At 67.0% G+C, this 20506-nt stretch carries 22 protein-coding genes and 1 pseudogene; 14 read left to right on the top strand and 9 right to left on the bottom strand.

The genetic code is table 11. The features are described 5' to 3' along the window. Positions 1 to 3: 3 nt before the first annotated feature. The 10 genes and pseudogenes from AB5S05_RS20335 (at position 4) to pcaD (ending at position 10092) form a co-directional block, all read left to right on the top strand. Positions 4 to 1125 carry a muconate cycloisomerase family protein gene (locus tag AB5S05_RS20335; RefSeq protein ID WP_369289346.1) on the top strand — a complete coding sequence of 374 codons (1122 nt, stop codon included), beginning with the start codon at positions 4 to 6 and terminating at the stop codon, positions 1123 to 1125. 38 nt (positions 1126 to 1163) lie between these two features. After that, complete coding sequence (gene catC, locus AB5S05_RS20330; protein ID WP_369289345.1) at positions 1164 to 1454, top strand: muconolactone Delta-isomerase; 291 nt, start codon at positions 1164 to 1166, stop codon at positions 1452 to 1454. A gap of 33 nt (positions 1455 to 1487) precedes the next feature. Continuing rightward, positions 1488 to 2429, top strand: coding sequence for a catechol 1,2-dioxygenase (gene catA, locus AB5S05_RS20325; RefSeq protein ID WP_369289344.1), 942 nt, complete (start codon positions 1488 to 1490; stop codon positions 2427 to 2429). Positions 2430 to 2578: 149 nt separating this feature from the next. Beyond that, the gene (locus AB5S05_RS20320) at positions 2579 to 3799 is read left to right on the top strand and encodes a benzoate/H(+) symporter BenE family transporter (RefSeq protein WP_369289343.1); all 1221 of its coding nucleotides are present in this window, start codon (positions 2579 to 2581) and stop codon (positions 3797 to 3799) included. Between the two features lie 156 nt (positions 3800 to 3955). After that, entirely contained in the window at positions 3956 to 5236 is a 1281-nt protein-coding gene (locus AB5S05_RS20315; protein WP_369289342.1) for an OprD family porin, read from the top strand. A 593-nt stretch (positions 5237 to 5829) separates the two neighbouring features. Further along, positions 5830 to 6237 (top strand): annotated as a pseudogene (locus AB5S05_RS22265) (methyl-accepting chemotaxis protein); the annotation flags it as partial. 123 nt (positions 6238 to 6360) lie between these two features. Beyond that, positions 6361 to 7218 (top strand): CoA transferase subunit A, encoded by an 858-nt coding sequence (locus AB5S05_RS20305; RefSeq protein WP_369289340.1) that lies wholly within the window; start codon positions 6361 to 6363, stop codon positions 7216 to 7218. Next, positions 7218 to 8000 carry a CoA-transferase subunit beta gene (locus AB5S05_RS20300; RefSeq protein WP_369289339.1) on the top strand — a complete coding sequence of 261 codons (783 nt, stop codon included), beginning with the start codon at positions 7218 to 7220 and terminating at the stop codon, positions 7998 to 8000. Before AB5S05_RS20305 ends, AB5S05_RS20300 begins: the two co-directional genes overlap by 1 nt. Continuing rightward, positions 7997 to 9202: a 3-oxoadipyl-CoA thiolase gene (pcaF, locus tag AB5S05_RS20295; RefSeq protein ID WP_369289338.1), complete on the top strand. Its 1206-nt coding sequence runs from the start codon at positions 7997 to 7999 to the stop codon at positions 9200 to 9202. The genes AB5S05_RS20300 and pcaF overlap by 4 nt, the downstream gene beginning before the upstream one ends. Before the next feature lie 101 nt (positions 9203 to 9303). Then, entirely contained in the window at positions 9304 to 10092 is a 789-nt protein-coding gene (pcaD, locus tag AB5S05_RS20290) for a 3-oxoadipate enol-lactonase (RefSeq protein WP_369289337.1), read from the top strand. 296 nt (positions 10093 to 10388) lie between these two features. Here pcaD and AB5S05_RS20285 read toward each other — a convergent pair whose 3' ends face one another. Further along, the gene (locus tag AB5S05_RS20285) at positions 10389 to 10667 is read right to left on the bottom strand and encodes a peptidylprolyl isomerase (RefSeq protein WP_369289336.1); all 279 of its coding nucleotides are present in this window, start codon (positions 10665 to 10667) and stop codon (positions 10389 to 10391) included. 148 nt (positions 10668 to 10815) lie between these two features. Between AB5S05_RS20285 and AB5S05_RS20280 the strand changes: the two genes are divergently transcribed. After that, positions 10816 to 12024 (top strand): PilT/PilU family type 4a pilus ATPase, encoded by a 1209-nt coding sequence (locus AB5S05_RS20280; protein WP_369289335.1) that lies wholly within the window; start codon positions 10816 to 10818, stop codon positions 12022 to 12024. Between the two features lie 10 nt (positions 12025 to 12034). On the opposite strand, the gene AB5S05_RS20275 is transcribed toward AB5S05_RS20280, so the two are convergent. From AB5S05_RS20275 to AB5S05_RS20240, 8 genes are all read right to left on the bottom strand, one after another. Beyond that, the gene (locus AB5S05_RS20275; protein WP_369289334.1) at positions 12035 to 12454 is read right to left on the bottom strand and encodes an LIC_13387 family protein; all 420 of its coding nucleotides are present in this window, start codon (positions 12452 to 12454) and stop codon (positions 12035 to 12037) included. Then, positions 12430 to 12927, bottom strand: coding sequence for a bleomycin resistance protein (locus AB5S05_RS20270; RefSeq protein ID WP_369289333.1), 498 nt, complete (start codon positions 12925 to 12927; stop codon positions 12430 to 12432). Before AB5S05_RS20270 ends, AB5S05_RS20275 begins: the two co-directional genes overlap by 25 nt. A gap of 21 nt (positions 12928 to 12948) precedes the next feature. After that, the gene (locus AB5S05_RS20265; RefSeq protein WP_369289332.1) at positions 12949 to 13263 is read right to left on the bottom strand and encodes a cupin domain-containing protein; all 315 of its coding nucleotides are present in this window, start codon (positions 13261 to 13263) and stop codon (positions 12949 to 12951) included. Between the two features lie 29 nt (positions 13264 to 13292). Continuing rightward, positions 13293 to 13931 carry a glutathione S-transferase gene (locus tag AB5S05_RS20260; protein ID WP_369289331.1) on the bottom strand — a complete coding sequence of 213 codons (639 nt, stop codon included), beginning with the start codon at positions 13929 to 13931 and terminating at the stop codon, positions 13293 to 13295. A 54-nt stretch (positions 13932 to 13985) separates the two neighbouring features. Continuing rightward, entirely contained in the window at positions 13986 to 14468 is a 483-nt protein-coding gene (locus tag AB5S05_RS20255; protein WP_369289330.1) for a DUF3291 domain-containing protein, read from the bottom strand. Between the two features lie 58 nt (positions 14469 to 14526). Further along, positions 14527 to 15348, bottom strand: coding sequence for a GNAT family N-acetyltransferase (locus tag AB5S05_RS20250; protein WP_369289329.1), 822 nt, complete (start codon positions 15346 to 15348; stop codon positions 14527 to 14529). A 109-nt stretch (positions 15349 to 15457) separates the two neighbouring features. Beyond that, a complete protein-coding gene (locus AB5S05_RS20245; RefSeq protein WP_369289328.1) occupies positions 15458 to 17413 on the bottom strand; it encodes an acetoacetate--CoA ligase in 1956 nt (651 codons plus the stop codon). 242 nt (positions 17414 to 17655) lie between these two features. Further along, on the bottom strand, positions 17656 to 18585 hold the full coding sequence (locus AB5S05_RS20240; RefSeq protein WP_369289327.1) for a LysR family transcriptional regulator: 930 nt from the start codon (positions 18583 to 18585) through the stop codon (positions 17656 to 17658). 124 nt (positions 18586 to 18709) lie between these two features. On the opposite strand from AB5S05_RS20240, the gene AB5S05_RS20235 reads away from it, so the two are divergent. From AB5S05_RS20235 to AB5S05_RS20225, 3 genes are all read left to right on the top strand, one after another. After that, on the top strand, positions 18710 to 19408 hold the full coding sequence (locus AB5S05_RS20235) for a CoA transferase subunit A (protein WP_369289326.1): 699 nt from the start codon (positions 18710 to 18712) through the stop codon (positions 19406 to 19408). Positions 19409 to 19434: 26 nt separating this feature from the next. Beyond that, positions 19435 to 20091 (top strand): CoA transferase subunit B, encoded by a 657-nt coding sequence (locus AB5S05_RS20230; protein WP_369289325.1) that lies wholly within the window; start codon positions 19435 to 19437, stop codon positions 20089 to 20091. A 106-nt stretch (positions 20092 to 20197) separates the two neighbouring features. Further along, positions 20198 to 20506 (top strand): thiolase family protein (locus AB5S05_RS20225; RefSeq protein WP_500181020.1); only part of this gene is annotated, 309 nt, incomplete at its 3' end.

Below are 20506 nucleotides of genomic sequence, written 5' to 3'. Positions count from 1 at the left end.
GCAATGAGCCCAGTCCTGATCGAAAGCGTCGAGGCGATCATCGTCGATCTGCCGACCATCCGCCCGCACAAGCTGGCGATGCACTGCATGCAGAAGCAGACCCTGGTGGTCATCCGCCTGCGCTGCTCGGACGGCATCGAAGGCCTCGGCGAGTCCACCACCATCGGTGGCCTGGCCTACGGCAACGAGAGCCCGGAGAGCATCAAGCAGAACATCGACAGCCACCTCGGCCCGCTGCTGCTCGGCCAGGACGCGAGCAACATCAACGCCGCCATGCTGCGCCTGGACAAGGCAGCGAAGGGCAACACCTTCGCCAAGTCCGGCCTGGAAAGCGCGCTGTTCGACGCCCAGGGCAAGCGCCAGGGCCTTGCAGTCAGCGAGCTGCTCGGCGGCCGCGTGCGCGACAGCCTGGAAGTGGCCTGGACCCTGGCCAGTGGCGACACCGCCAAGGACATTGGCGAGGCCGAGCAGATGCTCGAGGCACGCCGCCACCGCATCTTCAAGCTGAAGATCGGCGCCAACCCGCTGGCCGATGACCTGCGCCACGTGATCGCGATCAAGCGCGCGCTGGGCGATGCGGCCAGCGTGCGGGTCGACGTCAACCAGGGCTGGGACGAGTCCCAGGCCATTCGCGCCTGCCAGGTGCTCGGCGACAACGGCATCGACCTGATCGAGCAGCCGATCGCGCGGATCAACCGCGCCGGCCAGGTGCGCCTGAACCAGCGCAGCCCGGCGCCGATCATGGCCGACGAGTCGATCGAGAGCGTCGAGGACGCCTTCAGCCTGGCCGCCGACGGCGCCGCCAGCATCTTCGCCCTGAAGATCGCCAAGAACGGCGGCCCGCGTGCCGTGCTGCGCACCGCGCAGATCGCCGAGGCGGCCGGCATCGCCCTGTACGGCGGGACCATGCTCGAGGGCGCCATCGGCACCCTGGCCTCGGCCCACGCCTTCGTCACCCTGCGCCAGCTGACCTGGGGCACCGAACTGTTCGGCCCGCTGCTGCTGACCGAGGAGATCGTCAGCGAGGCCCCGGTCTACCGCGATTTCGCCCTGCAGGTCCCGCGCACCCCGGGGCTCGGCCTGAGCCTGGACGAAGAGCGCCTGGCGTTCTTCCGCCGCCCCTGAACCCCTTTGCCGAGGCTAGCCGCCCAGGAGAACCCCCCATGCTGTTCCACGTAAAGATGACCGTAAAACTGCCGGTGGACATGGACCCGGCCCTGGCCGCCCGGATCAAGGCGGAGGAAAAGGAACTGGCCCAGCGCCTGATGCGCGAGGGCAAGTGGCGCCACCTGTGGCGCATCGCCGGGCAGTACGCCAACTTCAGCGTATTCGACCTGGAAAGCGTGCAGGAGCTGCACGACACCCTGATGCAGCTGCCGCTGTTTCCCTACATGGACATCGAGGTCGCGCCGCTGTGCCGGCACCCCTCGTCGATTCACCAGGACGACCGCTGATCTCGCCTACAACAACAAACCGAGGTAATCATCATGACCGTTAAAGTCAGCCACACTGCCGAAATCCAGAACCTGTTCAACGAGGCCGCCGGCCTCAACAACGACCAGGGCAGCCCGCGGGTCAAGCAGATCATGCTGCGCATCATCAACGACGCGGCGAAGATCATCGAAGACCTGGAAATCACCGACGACGAGTTCTGGAAGACCGTCGACTACCTGAACCGCCTGGGTGGTCGCAATGAAGTCGGCCTGCTGGTGCCGGGCCTGGGCCTGGAGCACTTCCTCGACGTGCTGCAGGATGCCAAGGACGCCCAGGCCGGCCTGACCGGCGGTACCCCGCGCACCATCGAAGGTCCGCTCTATGTGGCCGGCGCGCCGCTGGTCGAAGGCGAAGCGCGGATGGACGATGGCAGCGAGCTGGACCGCGCCACCGTGATGTTCCTCGAAGGCGTGGTGACTGACACCCAGGGTCAGCCGGTGGCTGGCGCCGTGGTCGACCTGTGGCACGCCAACACCCAGGGCAACTACTCCTACTTCGACAAGAGCCAGTCCGACTACAACCTGCGCCGGCGCATCGTCACCGACAGCGAAGGCCGCTACCGCGCCCGCAGCATCGTGCCCAACGGCTACGGCTGCGCCCCGGACGGCCCGACCCAGGAATGCCTGGACCTGCTCGGCCGCCACGGCCAGCGTCCGGCGCACATCCACTTCTTCATCTCCGCCCCCGGCCATCGCCACCTGACCACCCAGATCAACCTGGCCGGCGAGCAGTACCTGTGGGACGACTTCGCCTACGCCACCCGCGACGGCCTGGTCGGCGACATCCAGTTCGTCGAGGACGCGGCCGCCGCCCATGACCGTGGCGTCCAGGGCAACCGCTTCGCCACGCTTGCGTTCGACTTCCAGCTGCAGAAGGCCCCGGCGCCGCAGGCCGAGCAGCGCAGCAAGCGCCCGCGCGCCCTGCAGCAGGCCTGAGGGAAGGGCAGGGTGGATGACGCGGTCATCCACCCTGCCCACCCGTAGCGCACAGCGGTGGATGGACCGAGCGCCATCCACCCTCCGGCGGCTTTACCCACAACAAGAGCCTCCCCTGGAGGGATGCCACCAATACCTTGCGGGGCCTCATGAAAGCCTTGATCAACGATTGCTCGCTGTCCGCCGTGGTGGCCGGTTTCATCGCCACCGTGATTTCCTACGCCGGTCCCCTGGTGATCATCTTCCAGGCGGCCGAAAGCGCCAGCCTGTCGCATGCCGTGCTGTCGTCCTGGGTCTGGGCGATTTCCATCGGCAGCGCCGTGCTCGGCATCGGTCTGAGCCTGCGCTACCGGGTGCCGGTGATCATCGCCTGGTCGGCGCCGGGCTCGGCGCTGCTGGTCGCACTGCTGCCGCAGATCAGCCTCAACGAAGCGGTCGGCGCCTATATCGTCGCCAGCCTGATCATCTTCCTGGTCGGCATCAGTGGCGCCTTCGACCGCGTCATCGGCAAGCTGCCGGCGGCGATCTCTGCCGGCATGCTGGCCGGCATCCTGTTCAGTTTCGGCACCGGCCTGTTCGTCTCGCTGCGCAGTCAGCCGCTGCTGGTGCTGGCGATGTTCATCAGCTACCTGCTGGTCAAGCGGCTGTTGCCGCGCTACGCGGTGCTGGCGGTGCTGCTGGTCGGTAGCGCGATCGCCGTCGCCAGCGGCCAGCTGCACCAGGAGGCGCTGGTGGTCGGCCTGGCCAGGCCGGTGTGGATCAGCCCCGAGTTCAGCCTGGCGGCCAGCCTGAATATCGCCCTGCCGCTGGTGATGCTGGCGCTCACCGGCCAGTTCGTGCCGGGCATGGCGGTGCTGCGCAACGCCGGCTACCCGACCCCGGCCAGCCCGATCATCAGCAGCAGCGCCCTGGGCTCGCTGCTGCTGGCGCCATTCGCCTGCCACGGCCTGAATCTGGCCGCCATCACCGCGGCCATCTGCACCGGCCGCGAGGCCCACGAGGATCCTGCCAGGCGCTATGTCGCCGGTGTGGCCGGCGGCCTGGTCTACCTGCTGCTCGGCCTGTTCGGCGCCACCCTGGTGTCGCTGTTCAGCGCCTTTCCCCGCGAGCTGATCGCGGCGCTGGCCGGACTGGCCCTGTTCGGCGCCATCGGCGGCGCCCTGGCCGGCGCCATGGCCCAGCCGGACGACCGCGAGGCGGCACTGATCACCTTTCTGGTGACCGCCTCGGGCATGTCCTTCCTCAGCCTGTCGGCGGCCTTCTGGGGCCTGGTGTTCGGCATCGCCGCGCACCTGCTGCTCGGCGCCCATCGCGTCGCGCAGCCGACGTCACAACCGGCGGGCCTGGCCCGGGAGGAAGTCGCGCGCTGAGCAGAGCGCGCCCGAGCAACCGCGCATTGCCGTCGCGTCGGCCAGGAAGGCCCTGACGCGGCGGCGGCCACACCACCCACTTGCGTTGCCGGGCTGACCCCCCGGCAAGGGTGGCGCAACAGCACACTTTCAATAACAACAAAGAGCTAAACCACGATGACTCAAACTCTCCAAGCCAAACCGGCCCTGTTGTCCCTCGCCATCGCCCTCAGCCTGCCCGCCCTGGTCCAGGCCGGGGAGGGCGGCTTCATCGAGGACAGCAGCGCGACTCTGACCGCCCGCAACTACTACTTCAGCCGCGACTACGCCGACATCGTCGGACCCAGCCAGCAGTCCAAGGCGGAAGAGTGGGCCCAGGGCTTCATCCTCAATTTCAAGTCCGGCTACACCCCCGGGCCGCTCGGCGTCGGCGTGGACGCCATCGGCCTGCTCGGGCTCAAGCTCGACAGCAGCCCCGATCGGATCAACACCGGCCTGCTGCCGGTGACCGACGAGGGGCGGGCGGCCGACGACTACAGTCGCCTGGGCGCCGCGCTCAAGCTCCGGGTGTCGAAGACCGAGCTGAAGATCGGCGAACAGCAGCTGGTGCTGCCGATCCTCTACTTCGGCGATATCCGTTTGCTGCCGCCGACCTACCAGGGCGTCAGCCTGGTCTCCAACGAGATCGCCGGCATGACCCTGCAAGGCGGCCAGCTGCGCTCCACCAGCCTGCGCAACGAGGCCGGCGACGAGGAGCTGGGGGCCATGGTCGGCTTCGTCCCGCGGCGTCAGGCCGGCCAGCTGGTCACCAGCGACCGCTTCAACTATGCCGGCGCCGACTATGCCTTCAATGCCAACCGCACCGCGGTTGGCGCCTGGTACGCGCAGCTGGAGGACCTCTACAACCAGCGCTACTTCAGCCTCAAGCACAGTCAGCCGCTCGGCGACTGGGTGCTCGGCGCCAGCCTCGGCTACTTCGACTCGAGCGAGGACGGCGAGCAGCTGATCGGCCAGCTGGACAACCAGGCGGCGTTCACCCTGTTGTCGGCCAGGTACGGCGCCCACACGGTCTACCTCGGCTACCAGGCGATGTTCGGCGACGACGGCCTGCCGCGGGTGTTCGCCAACGTCAGCCCGCTGGGCAACGAGGTGCCGACCTTCACCTTCGATTCGGCCGACGAACGCTCCTGGCAGGTCCGCTACGACTACGACTTCGCCGCCCTGGGCGTGCCCGGCCTGGTCGCCGGGGTGCGCTACCTGCGCGGTGACAACGTCGACACCGGCCGCGGTTTCGAGGGCAAGGAATGGGAGCGCGACTTGGACATCGGCTACGTGGTGCAGGGCGGGCCGCTCAAGGGCCTGGGGGTGAAGGTGCGCAACGTCACCGCGCGCGCCAACTACCGCACCGACGTCGATGAGAACCGGCTGGTCTTCAACTACAGCTGGAACCTGTTCTGAGCACCGCCTACCGCGCTTGCGCGCTGCCGGTCTGTCACCGGCCTGGCAGCGCAGATTCTTCAGGAGCTTATCGGCCCATGAAATTGGCGAACCCTTCTATGAACCGAATAGACACCGAGTCGTCAGGTGGCTGGATGAAGCCCCTGGCGGCGTTGCTGCAGTTGACGGCGGTGCTGGCCGCCGCCGGCCTGCTGCTGGACAGCCGCCTGCACGGGTGGCTGGCGGCGCTGGTACTGGTCAGTGTCAGCCTGGCCTGGCTGCTGTATCAGCGGTTGCCGCCGACCCTGGTCGAACTGCAACTACCGGCGCCGCCACTGCCGGCAGCGGAACCGGAGGCGCCGCCATTGCCGCCGGCGCCGCTCGTCGAGGCGCCGGCCGATCGCGCCCTGTCGTTGCGCGCGCCCCTGGTCCAACTGCTCGAAGGCATTCTGCGCACCGAGCAGGACATGCGCTACGCCACCGACCTGGCGCAGGCGGGCGCGGAGAAGGTGCAGTTCAGCGCCGCCAGCATCCAGGCGTGCGAGGCGGCGATCCGCGAGCTGGCCGGCTATATGGACAGCATCGATCAGGTGTTCGATGGGCTGTCGCAGCAGTCGCTGCGTATCGGCGCCCTGGTCGGCAGCATTCAGGACATTGCCAAACAGACCAACCTGCTGGCGCTCAACGCAGCCATCGAGGCCGCGCGTGCCGGCGAGCACGGCCGGGGCTTCGCCGTGGTGGCCGACGAGGTGCGCCACCTGGCCCAGCGCGCCAACGAGTCCAGCGAGCAGATTCGCCAGATCGCCGGCGGCCTGCAGCGCTCGGCGCAGGAGGCGCGGGTCGGCGTCGAGCATATCGGACAGTCCACCCGCACCGGCCTGGAGAAGGCCGCCGCCGCCCTGGGGGCCATGGGCGAGATGCGTGCCGGCGCAGCCGCGCGGCTGGAGATAGTCGAGCGCATTGTCCAGCGCCTGGACGCGCAGCGCGCGCTGGGCGAGGGCATGGTCGACGTCCTGGGTTAGACTCTGTTCGGTAATCGCACGGATAAGCGATTATCGGATTGTTTGCCGGGCAGGCCCGCCTTACTGTGGACTCACCCGCCACCCTCATGCGGTGGCACCGTCAACCGAGCGAGAGTAACTCCGATGGCCGAACTCATTTCCCTTGGCGAGGCGATCCAGCGCTTCGTCAACGACGGCGACACCATCGCCCTCGAAGGCTTCACCCACCTGATCCCGACCGCGGCGTCCCACGAGATCATCCGCCAGAACAAGCGCGAGCTGACCCTGGTACGGATGACCCCGGACCTGGTCTATGACCTGCTGATCGGCGCCGGTTGCGCGAAGAAGCTGGTGTTCTCCTGGGGCGGCAACCCCGGCGTCGGCTCCCTGCACCGCCTGCGCGACGCGGTGGAGAAGGGCTGGCCGCAACCGCTGGAAATCGAGGAGCACAGCCACGCCGACATGGCCAACGCCTATGTCGCCGGCGCCTCCGGCCTGCCATTCGCGGTGCTGCGCGCCTACGCCGGCTCCGACCTGCCCAAGGTCAACCCGCTGCTCAAGACCGTCACCTGCCCGTTCACCGGCGAAGTGCTGGCGGCGGTGCCGAGCGTGCGCCCGGACGTCACCGTGATCCACGCGCAGAAGGCCGACCGCCAGGGCAACGTGCTGCTCTGGGGCATCCTCGGCGTGCAGAAGGAAGCGGCCCTGGCGGCCAAGCGCTGCATCGTCACCGTGGAAGAAATCGTCGACGAGCTGAACGCGCCGATGAACGCCTGCGTGCTGCCGAGCTGGGCCCTGACCGCGGTCTGCCACGTGCCCGGCGGCGCCCACCCGTCCTACGCCCACGGCTACTCCGAGCGTGACAACCGCTTCTACCAGGCCTGGGACCCGATCGCCCGCGACCGCGAGACCTTCAGCGCCTGGATCGACGAATACATCCGCGGCACCGCCGATTTTAACGAGTTCCAGGCCAAGCTGGCCGCACAGCAGGAGGCCAAGTAATGAGCGCCTACAGCACCAATGAAATGATGACCGTGGCCGCCGCTCGCCGCCTGCGCAATGGCGCGGTGTGCTTCGTCGGCATCGGCCTGCCGTCCAAGGCCGCCAACCTGGCGCGCCTGACCTCCTCGCCGGACGTGGTGCTGATCTACGAATCCGGTCCGATCGGCGCCAAGCCGAGCGTGCTGCCGCTGTCGATCGGCGACGGCGAACTGGCCGAGACCGCCGACACAGTAGTGCCGACCGGCGAGATCTTCCGCTACTGGCTGCAGGGCGGGCGCATCGACGTCGGCTTCCTCGGCGCGGCCCAGGTCGACAAGTACGGCAACATCAACACCACCGTGATCGGCGACTACCACCAGCCCAAGGTGCGCCTGCCCGGCGCCGGCGGCGCGCCGGAGATCGCCGGTTCGGCCAAGCAGGTGCTGATCATCCTCAAGCAGTCGCACCGTACCTTCGTCGACAAGCTGGCCTTCATCACCTCGGTCGGCCACGGCGAAGGCGGCGACCACCGCCAGCAGCTCGGCCTGCCCGGCGCCGGTCCGGTCGGCATCATCACCGACCTGTGCATCATGGAGCCGGAGGCCGGCACCAAGGAGTTCATCGTCACCTCGCTGCACCCGGGGGTAAGCCGCGAGCAGGTGATCGAGGCCACCGGCTGGCAGATCCGTTTCGCCGACGAGGTCAGCGTCAACGCCGCGCCGACCGAACTGGAACTGACCGCCCTGCGCGACCTGGAAGCCCGCACTGCCGCGGCCCATGGCCAGACCGGGGGTGAAGAATGAGTCGCGAGGTGTTTATCTGCGATGCCGTGCGCACCCCCATCGGCCGTTTCGGCGGTGGCCTGGCGCCGGTGCGCGCCGACGACCTGGCGGCGGTGCCGCTCAAGGCGCTGATCGAGCGCAACCCGCAGCTCGACCTGAGCCAAATCGATGAGGTGTTTCTCGGCTGCGCCAACCAGGCCGGCGAGGACAACCGCAACGTCGCGCGCATGGCCTCACTGTTGGCCGGGTTGCCGGACACGGTGCCGGGGGTGACCCTCAACCGCCTGTGCGCCTCGGGCATGGATGCCATCGGCACGGCGTTCCGCGCCATCGCCAGCGGCGAAATGGAGCTGGCCATCGCCGGCGGCGTCGAGTCCATGTCGCGCGCGCCCTATGTCATGGGCAAGGCCGACAGCGCCTATGGCCGCACTCAGAAGATCGAGGACACCACCATCGGCTGGCGCTTCATCAACCCGCTGATGAAGGCCCAGTACGGCGTGGACGCCATGCCGCAGACCGCCGACAACGTCGCCGACGACTACCACATCAGTCGCGCCGACCAGGATGCCTTCGCCCTGCGCAGCCAGCAGCGCGCCGCCGCCGCCCAGGCCGCCGGCTTCTTCGCCGAGGAGATCGTCCCGGTGACCATCAAGGGCCGCAAGGGCGATAGCGTCATCGAGCAGGACGAGCACCTGCGCCCGGAGACCACCCTGGAGGCGCTGAGCAGGCTCAAACCGGTCAACGGCGAAGGCAAGACGGTCACCGCCGGCAATGCCTCCGGGGTCAATGACGGCGCCGCGGCGCTGATCCTGGCCAGCGCCGAATCAGTGAAGAAGCATGGGCTGACCCCGCGGGCGCGGGTGCTGGGCATGGCCAGCGCCGGGGTGGCGCCGCGGGTCATGGGCTACGGCCCGGTACCGGCGGTGCGCAAGCTGTGCGAGCGCCTGGATCTGCAGATCAGCGACTTCGACGTGATCGAACTCAACGAAGCCTTCGCCGCCCAGGGCCTGGCGGTCACCCGCGACCTCGGCCTGGCCGACGACGCGCCCCAGGTCAATCCCAATGGCGGCGCCATCGCCCTGGGTCATCCCTTGGGCATGAGCGGCGCGCGCTTGGTCCAGACCGCCTTGCACCAGCTGGAGAAATCCGGCGGCAAGAAAGGCCTGGCGACCATGTGCGTCGGCGTCGGCCAGGGCCTGGCCCTGGCCATCGAGCGCGTCTGATTCAGCGATACTGAGCACTGCGCCGCCCCGGAGCACAGCCGACAGCAGTCGCGTCTGCGGGGCGGCGTCCTGTCATGAATGATCTAGTGAGGAACTGCGTCATGCCAGTCGTCCAACTCGCCGACGGTGAATTGAATTATCGACTCGAGGGGCCCGAGGGCGCGCCCGTGCTGCTGCTGTCCAACTCCCTGGGCACCGATCTGCACATGTGGGACGCGCAGATGCCGGCCTTCAGCGAGCATTTCCGTGTGCTGCGCTACGACACCCGCGGCCATGGCCACTCGCTGGTCAGCGACGGCTGCTACAGCATCGAGGACAACGGCCGCGACGTGCTGGCGCTGCTCGATGCCCTGGACATTGCCAAGGTACATTTCTGTGGTCTGTCCATGGGTGGGCTGATCGGCCAGTGGCTGGCGATCAACGCCGGCGAGCGCCTGGACAGGCTGGTGCTGTGCAACACCGCGGCGCAGATCGCCAGCCCCGATGTGTGGAACCCGCGTATAGCAACGGTTCTGCGTGATGGCCAGGCGGCCATGCAGGCCTTGCGCGACGCCTCGATCGCACGCTGGTTCACCGGCGGATTCGCCGCCGCCGAACCGGGCAAGGTCGAACCGCTGGTGGCCATGCTCGCACAGACCTCGCCCCAGGGTTATGCGGCCAACTGCGCCGCGGTGCGCGATGCCGATTTCCGCGAGCAACTCGGCGCGATCCGGGCGCCGACCCTGATCATCGCCGGCAGCGCCGACCCGGTGACCACGGTGAGCGATGGCGCCTTCATGGCCGAGCGCATCGACGGCGCGCAATTGCTCGAACTGAAGGCCGCGCACCTGTCCAACGTCGAGGCCGAAGAGCGCTTTACCCAGGCGGTGCTGGCGTTTCTCGAGGCCTGACGCCTTCGGGCGGCGCCTGGCCTGACCGGCACAAGGCCACGCATCGCCAAAGGGCTGACAGCAAAACCAATTAGGCCGGTCAGCCTGGTCTTTGCGCTAGCTTCGCGGCGGCCAGGGTGAGGTGGCGGCCGGACTGAATCGCAAGGCTGACACCGTTCAGGGTGTCTTGCGGGCTGCCAGAGTGGCTGGAAGCCGCGTGTTGCCTGACCTGGATCCCCCTTCGACGCCTGCAATGCTCGTCGGGTGATGGGGCGGTGGAGGTCGCGAGTCTTGCCCGAGAATGCGGGCGTGCGGACTCAGTCGCGGTAGAACACCTGGACCAGGTGGTAGCCAAACTGGCTCTTTACCGGGCCATGCACTTCGCGCAGGGGCTTCTTGAAGATGACCTGGTCGATGGCGCGGACCATCTGGCCCGGGCGTACCTCGCCCAAATCGCCGCCGCGCTTGCCGGACGGGCAGGTGGAGTACTTGCGCGCCAGCACATCGAAGGCTTCGCCGGCGGCGATGCGCTTCTTCAACGCCGCGGCCTCCGCTTCAGTCTTGACCAGGATGTGGCGGGCCATTGCCTTTGCCATGACGGGGTCCTCATTTTTACCGGGCGCGTATTGTGCCAGCATTTGCCGAACCACCAGAATGGCGCCACATTGTAGTCCTTCAGGCTGACGCGCAGCGCAGGCGAATTTCGGCCTAAGGTAATAGTTCCCCAAGATGGAAGCGCGGTTCATGGATATCCATTCAATGCTGAAAATCCTGGCCAGCCAGGATGGTTCCGACCTCTACCTGTCCACCGGGGCGCCGCCGTGCGCCAAGTTCAACGGCGCGCTCAAGGCGCTGAGCCAGGAACCCTTGAAGGCGGGGGAGGTGGCGGCGATCGCCGACTCGATCATGGATAGCGCCCAGCGCGAGGAGTTCGAGCGCGAACTGGAGATGAACCTGGCGATCTCCCTGGCCGGCATCGGCCGCTTTCGCATCAACATCTTCAAGCAGCGCAACGAGGTGTCCATAGTCGCGCGCAACATCAAGATGGAGATCCCGCGTTTCGAGGACCTCAAGCTGCCCGAGGTGCTGCTCAAGACGGTGATGGAGAAGCGTGGCCTGGTGCTCTTCGTCGGCGGCACCGGCTCGGGCAAGTCGACCTCGCTGGCGGCGCTGATCGACTACCGCAACCGCAACAGCGGCGGCCACATCATCACCATCGAAGACCCGGTCGAGTACGTGCACCGGCACAAGAAGTCGATCATCAACCAGCGCGAGGTCGGGGTGGACACCCGCAGCTTTCATGCGGCGCTGAAGAACACCCTGCGCCAGGCACCGGACGTGATCCTGATCGGCGAGATCCGCGACCGCGAGACCATGGAGCACGCCCTGGCCTTCGCCGACACCGGCCACCTGGCGATTTCCACCCTGCACGCTAACAACGCCAACCAGGCGCTGGACCGCATCATCAACTTCTTCCCCGAAGACCGCCGTCCGCAGCTGCTCAACGACCTGGGCAACAACCTCAAGGCCTTCGTTTCCCAGCGCCTGGTCAAGACCACCGACGGCAAGCGTCGCGCCGCCGTGGAAGTGCTGCTCGGCACGCCGACCATCCGCGACCTGATCAAGCGCAACGAGTTCTCCGAGATCAAGGAGACCATGGAGAAGTCGAAGAACCTGGGCATGCAGACCTTCGACATGGCGTTGATCGATCTGGTCCACGAGGGCGCCATCAATGAGGAAGAGGCGGTGAAGAACGCCGACTCGGCGAACAACGTGCGCCTCAAGCTCAAGCTGCACCGGGAGAATCCGGCCAACCAGGCAGCCGCCGCGGCAGCCGATACGCCGGTCAAGGCGCCGGAGCCGGCCGCCGCGCCCAGCTGGGGCATGGAGCTGACCCTGGAAGACATCGCCGAAGACCCGGAGCCGGAAGACCCGGGGCGCATGGGGGCCTGAGCGTTGGGGCTCAGCTCCAGTGGAGCAGCAGCCCCAGCGTATAGAGAGCCGTGCTCAGCAGGATGGCGCGGCGTGGCACGCTGAACCAGTAGCGCCAGGCCAGTCCCAGGTAGCCCAGCAACAGTAGCTGCCCGAGCAGCAGCAGAAACGGCGACTGGCCGAGCACGGCGCCGTGCACCAGCGCCAGGTAGCCGTAGAGGGCGCCGAACAGCAGGGCACCGAAGCTGTGGCTGGCGTTGAAGCCGATCCAGGCCTGCCACATGCTGGTTTCGCGGCTGATCCGTGGTGAGACGGCCTGCATCCGGCTGTGTAGCGACTCATCGCGTGGAGTCAGCTTGTCTCCCAGGAAGGTGAGGAGCAGATGCAGCAGGCCGAGCAGCCCAATGATTGCGGCGCTGGCGGTTATTAGCCAGGTGCTGATGATGGACAAACGGATGCCTCCTGTGCGCTAGGGACGGATGCTGCCAGCACCTCGCTTGAATTCCCGCCGCGGGCAGGACGTTCGCCGAGGTGCTGGAAGAACCTGAACAGATAGCCGTCGAGGTCGGCGACGAAGAACTCGCGCTGACCGTGCTCTATTTCATCGACCCGGTACCAGAAGTCGCTGACCGCAGTGGTCAGCTCGATGTCCGCTGCTTCCAGGCGGGCGAGCAGCTCGTCCAGTGCGGCGACTTCAACCTGAAAGTGCAGACCCTTGCCCTTGGGGCCGGGCTGATCCAGTCCGCAGCTGACCGCGCCGGGCGCCTGCAGCAGCATGAGTTGCGCGCCTTCGCGCTCGAAGTAGCCGAAGCGGTCCTCGGCGCGCTCGAAGCGCAGCTGGAAGCCGAAGACCTCGCGGTAGAAGGCCTTGGCGGCCGGATAGTCCACGACCAGCAGTTCGGGGACCAGTGCGTTCCATTGCATGGGGTGTCTCCTTGGCCGGGCTCAAGCGCCGGCTTTGAACCAGAACTCGATTTCGTCGGTGTCTTCGGCGAACTCGGCGGCATGCTCGACGCCGGCCGGCACGTGGTACCACTGGCCGACACCGTAGACGCGGGTTGAGCCCTGGGTGGTCAGGATCAGCGCGCCGCGGGTGATCACCCCGTAGTTGTCGGTGTCATGGACATGGGCCGGGATCGAGGTGCCGGCCGGGTAGGAGGCGAAGAGCACATCGCTGCCGCTGGCCTCGAGCTTGTAGGCGTCGAAGCGGCCATCGAACAGCGGGAGGGTCTTGATCTTGTCGGGGTACTGGCCTGCCACGGTGCTACTCCTTGCTGGTGGTGGGGACTTCAGTCACTGACCGGGTAGGTGCCCAGTCCATGGGGCGCCGCGGCGAATTCCGGCAAGGCTTCGGCGGCGGCGGAGAATTGCTGCAGGGCCGGAAACTGTGCGGCCGGGACCAGGTCCGGCAGCATCGCCTGGGTGAAGCGCCAGGCGACCGCCGTGCTGATCCCGGCCTGGTCGATGCTGTGGCGCTCGCACGCCAGGGGCGCGCGGGTCAGTTCGGCTTCCAAGGCCGTGTAGGCCTGCAGCAGCTGCTCGGTCACCCGCTCCAGCCAGGGCTGGTGCTGTTTATCCGCCGGGCGCAGGTTGCGCTCGTAGACCACCTGCACGCTCTTCTCGCAGGCCGCCAGGGCCAGACCGATGATGCGCAGCGCCTGTAGGCGCTCGCCGATGCCGCTGGGCATCAAGGATCTGTCTGGGCCGGCCAGGTGCTCGGCGAAGTCGAGGATAAGGGTCGAATCCATCAGCACGCGGCCGTCGGCGCACACCAGCGACGGGGCCTTGACCACCGGGTTGATCTGGCTGAACTGCGCGTAGCTGCCGAATACCGAGAGGGCGCGGTGTTCGAAGGGCAGGCCCAGCCGCTGCAGCGAGATGGCGACGCGGCGGACATAGGGCGAATCGAGCATTCCGATCAGTTGCATGGGCTCTCCTTGGCGGTGATCAGGTGGTTGTCTGATAGGCGGCGAGGCAGGCGCTCAGGCCTGCGTTTCGGGTACTGGCGCAGGCTGCTGCGGTGGCGGGAACGGAGCGGCGAAGCTGAAGGCCTGCGCCGACGGGCCCTGTGCCCGCAGGCACGCCAGGGCCTGCTTGGCCTCGGCGAGGTCGGGCCGATGCCCGGCCGCTACCCACCAGAGGGCCAGGATGGGCACGTCGGGCTTCTCGAACCAGTGCTTCTTGTTGCGCAGCAGGCCCAGGTGCTCGCCGCTGTAGACGAAGGTCTTGAGCGCCTCGAGCGAGTCCCAGACGGACAGGTTGACGATGATCCGTTCGTCCTCGTAGGGCTGCAGGGCGGTGGCGTCGCCCGCATCGGTCTGCAGGCGCCAGACGAAGCCGGGGCTGGCTTCGGCCAGCTGGTTGATATGATCGAGCTGCTCGACGAAGCCCTGCATCAGCGGCGAGTCGAGTGGGGCCAGGGCCTTGGCGATATTGACCTGGGCGAGGTGGTAGCTGCGCTGCATCTGTTCATCCCTGAAGTGGTAATGCGAGTTGCGTTTGCCGGCCGACAGTCTCCGCGGTCTAGCCGAGTTCGAAGCTGGTGACGCCGAATACCCGTTCGATCGGCAGTTCCGGGCGGGTGCCCAGGTACATGCGGGCTGTCTCGAAGGATACCGTCATGCCGTGGCGCTGGGCCATCTCGATCGCCGCGGCGTTCACCGCCGGTGCATCCAGGAAAACTTCCGCACCGGCGGGGGCGCGTGCTTTCAGCGCCAGGAACAGCCGCTCCGCCAGCTCGGCCGTGTCGGCGAACAGCGGGCCTATCTTGTAGCCCACGCGGCATTTGCGCAGCACGGCGTAGCCGGCCAGTTGCCCCGCCTGGAGGATGCCGAGCGCGGTACCCTCGGGCTGATCGATCCAGCCGCGAAGAAACGTGCTGCGACTGGCGGGAAACAGCGGCCGGTCGTAGGCGATCAGGTCGGCAAAGGGCAGGGTGGCCAGGGGCACAATCTGCGCATCGGCTGCAACCTCTCCACCCGCGTATCCCTGGTAGCGCACGTTGGCATGGGCGAGGATGAACCCGGATTTCATGTACTTGTTCTGCTGCTCCACCACGCCATCCAGGCCAATGGTGCAGCCGCGAAGGTAGGCCAGGCCGGCATTCCAGATCTGCTTGCCATAGCCCTGGCCCCGGTATCCAGGCTTGACGATATAGAAGCCAAGAAAGGCGAAGTGATCGTCGTACTTCACCACGGAGATGACGGCTATGGGTTCGCCTCCCAGCAGGCCGATGAGGAAACCGTTGGGGTCGGCGGCATAGTAGCAATCCGCATCATGCAGGCCGGGGTTCCAGCCCTCGGCGGCGGCCCAGTCGACGGCGATATCGACTTCCGCGCGGGTCATGGTTCTGATCTTGTACTCGGGACTGTGCACGGTCTTTGTCCATTGCCCAAGGGCTCGGCAAGTTGTCTGACGTTCGACGCTAGGCGATCTTACCGGCGCTGTCCATCGCTCAGCGCTGCAGCTCCGGCAAGTCCCTGTACAGCTCCAGCGCCTCGGGGTTGGCCAGGGCGTCGGTGTTCTTCACCGGTTGGCCGTGCACCACCTTGCGCACCGCCAGTTCGACGATCTTGCCGCTGATAGTGCGCGGAATATCGGCCACCGCGATGATCTTGGCCGGCACATGGCGCGGTGTGGTATTGGCACGGATCACCTGGCGGATGCGCGCCTGCAGTTCGTCGCTGAGCGCCATGCCCTCGCGCAGGCGCACAAACAGCACCACGCGCACGTCGTCGTCCCATTCCTGGCCGATGGCGATGGATTCCAGCACCTCCTCGACCTTCTCCACCTGACGGTAGATCTCGGCGGTGCCGATGCGCACGCCGCCGGGGTTGAGCACGGCGTCGGAGCGGCCGTGGATCACCAGTCCGCCGTGTACGGTTTCCTCGGCATAATCGCCGTGGGCCCAGACGCCGGGGAAGGTGTCGAAGTAGGCGGCCCTGAACTTCTCGTCGTCGGGATCGTTCCAGAAGCCCACCGGCATCGAGGGAAAGTGCTTGACGCAGACCAGTTCGCCTTTCTCGCCGATCACCGCCTGGCCGGCCTCGTTCCACACTTGCACGTCCATGCCCAGGCCCTTGCACTGCAGCTCGCCGCGCCACACCGGCAGCACCGGGTTGCCCAGGGCGAAGCAGGAAACGATGTCGGTGCCGCCGGAAATCGACGACAGGCACAGCTCCTGTTTGAACTCGCGGTAGACGTACTCGAAGCTCTCATGGGCCAGCGGCGAGCCGGTCGACAGGATGGTCCTCAGGCGCTCCAGGCGGTGGCTGCTGCCGGGCCGGGCACCGGCCTTCTCCAGGGCGGCGAGGTACTTGGCGCTGGTGCCGAAGATGCTGATGGACTCGCTGTCGATCAGGTCGATCAGACGCTCGGGACCGGGGTGGAAGGGCGAGCCGTCGAACAGCACCAGGGTCGCGCCCAGGGCCAGCCCGGAAACCAGCCAGTTCCACATCATCCAGCCGCAGGTGGTGTAGTAGAACAGCGTGTCGCTGTCGTGCAGGTCGGTGTGCAGGCCCAGCTCTTTGACGTGCTGCAGCAGGGTGCCGCCGACGCCATGGACGATGCACTTGGGCACGCCGGTGGTGCCGCTGGAGTAGAGAATGTACAGCGGCTGATCGAAGGGCACCGCGGTGAACTGCGGCTCGCCGCCGGCCTGGTAGAAATCGGCCCAGAGGGAAATCGCGGCGTCGCTGCGGAAATCCTCGGCCTTGGCCTGGGGCCGTGAGTAGGGCAGCACCACCAGCTGCTCGAGCGAGGGCAGGCGCTCGAGGATCTCGTTGAGCTTGTCGGTGAGGTCGAGGTTCTTGCCGGCGTAGCGGTAGCCGGCGGCGGCGATCAGCACCTTGGGTTCGATCTGGCCGAAGCGGTCGATCACCCCCTGGGTGCCGAAGTCCGGCGAGCAGCTCGACCAGGTGGCGCCCAGGCTGGTGGCGGCGAGCATGCCGACCAGCGTCTGCCAGGTGTTGGGCATGCAGGCGGCGACCCGGTCGCCGACGCCAATGCCGGCGTTTTTCAGACTCTTCTGCAGGCCGGCGACGTGCTTGGCCAATTCGGCGTAGCTCAGTTGCTCGCGCGAACCGTCCTCGCCGATGGCGATCAGGGCCGGGTGGTCGTCGCGGCGGCGCAGCAGGTGCTCGGCGAAATTGAGGTCGGCGCCGGGGAACCAGCGCGCGCTGGGCATGCGCAGGCCTTCCTCGAGCACGGCATGGGGCTGCTCGGCGAAGCGAATCGCGAAGAAGTCGACGATGGCTTGCCAGAAGGCTTCGCGCGCCGTAACGCTCCAGGCGTGCAGGGCCGGGTAGTCGGTCAATTCGAGGCCGTGGCGCTGGTTGACGAAGCGGCGAAAGGCGTCCATCCGGGTCGCCGCGATACGATCCTTGGAGGGTTTCCACTGGGGCTTCTGCATGTCTGTTCCTCGTCTGGACGGTTGTCGGTGCACCGAGCCTGGCGACGGCACCTTATCCTGCCGCGCGGCGTGTTCCTTGAACGGCAGCGACCGTTACTGCCAGGGCTGCGACATCGGCAGCGGAGCGGCTTCAGCCTCCCCTAATAAAACTAGCGGCTGGCGCCCGGACCGGCTAGCCGCCGGCTGCCTGGCGGCTAACTGGACGTCTGTGCCCAGTGCGCGGGTATGCCCTGACGGGAGTTTCAGGAGCCGTCCTGGCGTGCTTCGCCTATCGGCAGGTTCAGGCTGTTCCAGTCGGTGACATGCAGCAGCACATCGCTGAGGGCCTGGGCCGCCGTCGACAACTCGTGCTCGGCCAGGCGCAGCAGGCCGACGCGGCGCTCCACCCGCGGCCCATGCAGGGCCACACAACGGGCGCCCAGTTCCTCCATCTGCTGGATGCACAGGCTGGGTACGGCGCTGACCCCCAGGCCCTGGGCCACCATGCGGCCGACGGTCACCAGCTGATGGCTCTCGAAGGCCACCGGCAGCCGGCCGTGTTCGGCGGCGATGCTTTCCTCCAAGAGCAGGCGCACCGCCGAGGGGCGTTGCAGGGTGATAAAGCTCTCCTCCAGCAGCTGCGCCCAGCTCAGCTCATGCGCCTCGGCCAGCGCGCAGTCGGCCGGTACCACGGCGACGAAGCGGTCAGTGTAGAAGGGCACGAACTCCAGGCCGTCGAGCGACTGCGGTTCGAAGGCGATGCCCAGTTCGACCCGGCGGTTGCGCACCATCTCCAGCACCTGCTCGTTGATCACGTCATGTACCGCCACGTTGACCCGCGGATGGCGCGTGCGGAAGGCCTTGAGCGCCACCGGCAGCAGGTTGCCGGCGAAGGAGGGCATGGCGGCGATGGAGACCCTGCCCAGTTGCAGGGTGAAGTGCTGGCGCAGCAGTTCCTCGGTGTTGTCCCAGTCGGCCAGCAGGCGCCTGGCGATCGGCAGCAACAGTTCACCTTCCGGCGTCAGGGCGACGCTGCGGGTGGTGCGTACCAGCAGGGAGCCACCGAGCGACTCCTCGAGATTCTTGATCGCCAGGCTCAGCGCCGGCTGCGACAGGTGCAGGCGCTCGCAGGCCTGGACGAAGCTCAGGCTCTGGGCCACGGCGAGGAAGGCGCGCAGTTGCTTGACGGTCATTGATTTGGATTTCGGATTAATGGCTTAAAAAAACAAACTTAACAAATCAGTCCGTGGCGGTGAAGCTCTCACTCGCTCCTGGCAGCACGGCTGCCAAACCGACAACGACAAGAGGCGCAGCGACATGAGTGGACTCGACAAGCGGGTAGGCAGCTTTGAGGAGGCCCTGGCCGGGCTGACCGACGACATGACCGTGCTGGCCGGCGGCTTCGGCCTGTGCGGCATTCCGGAGAACCTGATCGCCGAGATCCGCCGCCGCGGCGTCAAGGGGCTGACCGTGGTTTCCAACAACTGCGGGGTCGACGGCTTCGGCCTCGGCGTGCTGCTGGAAGACCGGCAGATCCGCAAGATGATCGCCTCCTATGTCGGCGAGAACGCCCTGTTCGAGCAGCAACTGCTCAGCGGCGAGCTGGAGGTGGAACTCACCCCTCAGGGCACTCTCGCGGAGAAGCTGCGTGCCGGCGGCGCCGGCATCCCGGCCTTCTTCACCGCCACCGGCTACGGTACCCCGGTCGCCGAAGGCAAGGAGGCGCGCGAGATCAACGGCCGCCATTACATCCTCGAGCCCGCCATCACCGGCGACTTCGCCATCGTCAAGGGCTGGAAGGCCGACCACTTCGGCAACGTGGTCTACCGTCACACCGCGCAGAACTTCAACCCGGTGGTGGCCACCGCCGGGCGCATCACCGTGGTCGAGGTGGAGGAGATCGTCGAGCCGGGCGAACTCGATCCGACCCAGATCCATACCCCGGGCATCTACGTCGATCGCATCATCCAGGGCAGTTTCGAGAAGCGGATCGAGAAGCGCACCCTGCGCGCCTGATCGGACCATAACAAGAGGATTTCAGCATGGCACTTACCCGCGAACAGATGGCCCAGCGTGTGGCGCGCGAATTGAAAGACGGCTACTACGTCAACCTCGGCATCGGCATCCCGACCCTGGTGGCCAACTACGTGCCGGACGGCATCGACGTGATGCTGCAGTCGGAGAACGGCCTGCTCGGCATGGGCGCCTTCCCTACGGAAGCCGAAGTCGATGCCGACATGATCAACGCCGGCAAGCAGACCGTCACCGCGGTCAAGGGCGCCTCGATCTTCTCCTCGGCCGAGTCCTTCGCCATGATCCGTGGCGGTCACGTCGACCTCACAGTACTCGGCGCCTTCGAGGTCGACGTCAACGGCAACATCGCCTCCTGGATGATTCCCGGCAAACTGGTCAAGGGCATGGGCGGCGCCATGGACCTGGTGGCCGGCGCCGACAACATCATCGTCACCATGACCCACGCCTCCAAGGATGGCGAGTCCAAGCTGCTCAAACACTGCAGCCTGCCGCTCACCGGTTGCGGCTGCATCCGCAAGGTGCTCACGGATCTCGCCTACCTGGAAATTGAAAACGGCCACTTCATCCTGCGCGAGCGCGCCCCCGGGGTGAGCATCGAGGAAATCGTCAGCAAGACCGCCGGGCCGCTGATCGTGCCGGACGATGTCGTCGAAATGAGCTTCTGAGTCCCTCGCCGCGCCGCAGGGGGCCACCACGCATGGCCGTCCTGCGGCGCGGTTTTTTGCTTATCGGTCACGCCCGTTACGGCGTGGTTCTCCAGGAGAGTCGAACATGCAAGACGTCGTTATAGTCGCCGCCACCCGTACCGCCATCGGCAGCTTCCAGGGCTCGCTGGCCAGCATCCCCGCCCCCGAACTGGGCGCCGCGGTGATCCGCCAGTTGCTGGCTCAGACCGGCCTGGACGGCGCCCAGGTCGACGAGGTGATCCTCGGCCAGGTGCTCACCGCCGGCAGCGGACAGAACCCGGCGCGCCAGGCGGCGATCCAGGCCGGCCTGCCCCATGCGGTGCCGGCCCTGACCCTGAACAAGGTCTGCGGATCGGGCCTCAAGGCCCTGCACCTGGGCGCCCAGGCGATCCGC

This window comes from Pseudomonas zhanjiangensis (assembly GCF_041027545.1).
GTDB classification, from domain to species: domain Bacteria; phylum Pseudomonadota; class Gammaproteobacteria; order Pseudomonadales; family Pseudomonadaceae; genus Aquipseudomonas; species Aquipseudomonas zhanjiangensis.
The sequence above is the reverse complement of the archived record's forward strand: the minus strand, read 5'-3'. Positions and strand labels throughout refer to the sequence as shown.

Bases quoted from the DNA above. Each gene is read 5' to 3' on its own strand.
- pcaD (WP_369289337.1), top strand. From the start codon at position 9,304: ATGCCAGTCGTCCAACTCGCCGACGGTGAATTGAATTATCGACTCGAG.
- AB5S05_RS20270 (WP_369289333.1), bottom strand. From the start codon at position 12,927: ATGCAATGGAACGCACTGGTCCCCGAACTGCTGGTCGTGGACTATCCG.
- AB5S05_RS20285 (WP_369289336.1), bottom strand. From the start codon at position 10,667: ATGGCAAAGGCAATGGCCCGCCACATCCTGGTCAAGACTGAAGCGGAG.
- AB5S05_RS20235 (WP_369289326.1), top strand. From the start codon at position 18,710: ATGAGTGGACTCGACAAGCGGGTAGGCAGCTTTGAGGAGGCCCTGGCC.
- AB5S05_RS20320 (WP_369289343.1), top strand. From the start codon at position 2,579: ATGAAAGCCTTGATCAACGATTGCTCGCTGTCCGCCGTGGTGGCCGGT.
- catC (WP_369289345.1), top strand. From the start codon at position 1,164: ATGCTGTTCCACGTAAAGATGACCGTAAAACTGCCGGTGGACATGGAC.
- AB5S05_RS20255 (WP_369289330.1), bottom strand. From the start codon at position 14,468: ATGCAGCGCAGCTACCACCTCGCCCAGGTCAATATCGCCAAGGCCCTG.
- AB5S05_RS20230 (WP_369289325.1), top strand. From the start codon at position 19,435: ATGGCACTTACCCGCGAACAGATGGCCCAGCGTGTGGCGCGCGAATTG.
- AB5S05_RS20335 (WP_369289346.1), top strand. From the start codon at position 4: ATGAGCCCAGTCCTGATCGAAAGCGTCGAGGCGATCATCGTCGATCTG.
- AB5S05_RS20280 (WP_369289335.1), top strand. From the start codon at position 10,816: ATGGATATCCATTCAATGCTGAAAATCCTGGCCAGCCAGGATGGTTCC.
- AB5S05_RS20250 (WP_369289329.1), bottom strand. From the start codon at position 15,348: ATGACCCGCGCGGAAGTCGATATCGCCGTCGACTGGGCCGCCGCCGAG.
- AB5S05_RS20240 (WP_369289327.1), bottom strand. From the start codon at position 18,585: ATGACCGTCAAGCAACTGCGCGCCTTCCTCGCCGTGGCCCAGAGCCTG.
- AB5S05_RS20260 (WP_369289331.1), bottom strand. From the start codon at position 13,931: ATGCAACTGATCGGAATGCTCGATTCGCCCTATGTCCGCCGCGTCGCC.
- AB5S05_RS20300 (WP_369289339.1), top strand. From the start codon at position 7,218: ATGAGCGCCTACAGCACCAATGAAATGATGACCGTGGCCGCCGCTCGC.
- AB5S05_RS20245 (WP_369289328.1), bottom strand. From the start codon at position 17,413: ATGCAGAAGCCCCAGTGGAAACCCTCCAAGGATCGTATCGCGGCGACC.
- AB5S05_RS20315 (WP_369289342.1), top strand. From the start codon at position 3,956: ATGACTCAAACTCTCCAAGCCAAACCGGCCCTGTTGTCCCTCGCCATC.
- AB5S05_RS20305 (WP_369289340.1), top strand. From the start codon at position 6,361: ATGGCCGAACTCATTTCCCTTGGCGAGGCGATCCAGCGCTTCGTCAAC.
- pcaF (WP_369289338.1), top strand. From the start codon at position 7,997: ATGAGTCGCGAGGTGTTTATCTGCGATGCCGTGCGCACCCCCATCGGC.
- catA (WP_369289344.1), top strand. From the start codon at position 1,488: ATGACCGTTAAAGTCAGCCACACTGCCGAAATCCAGAACCTGTTCAAC.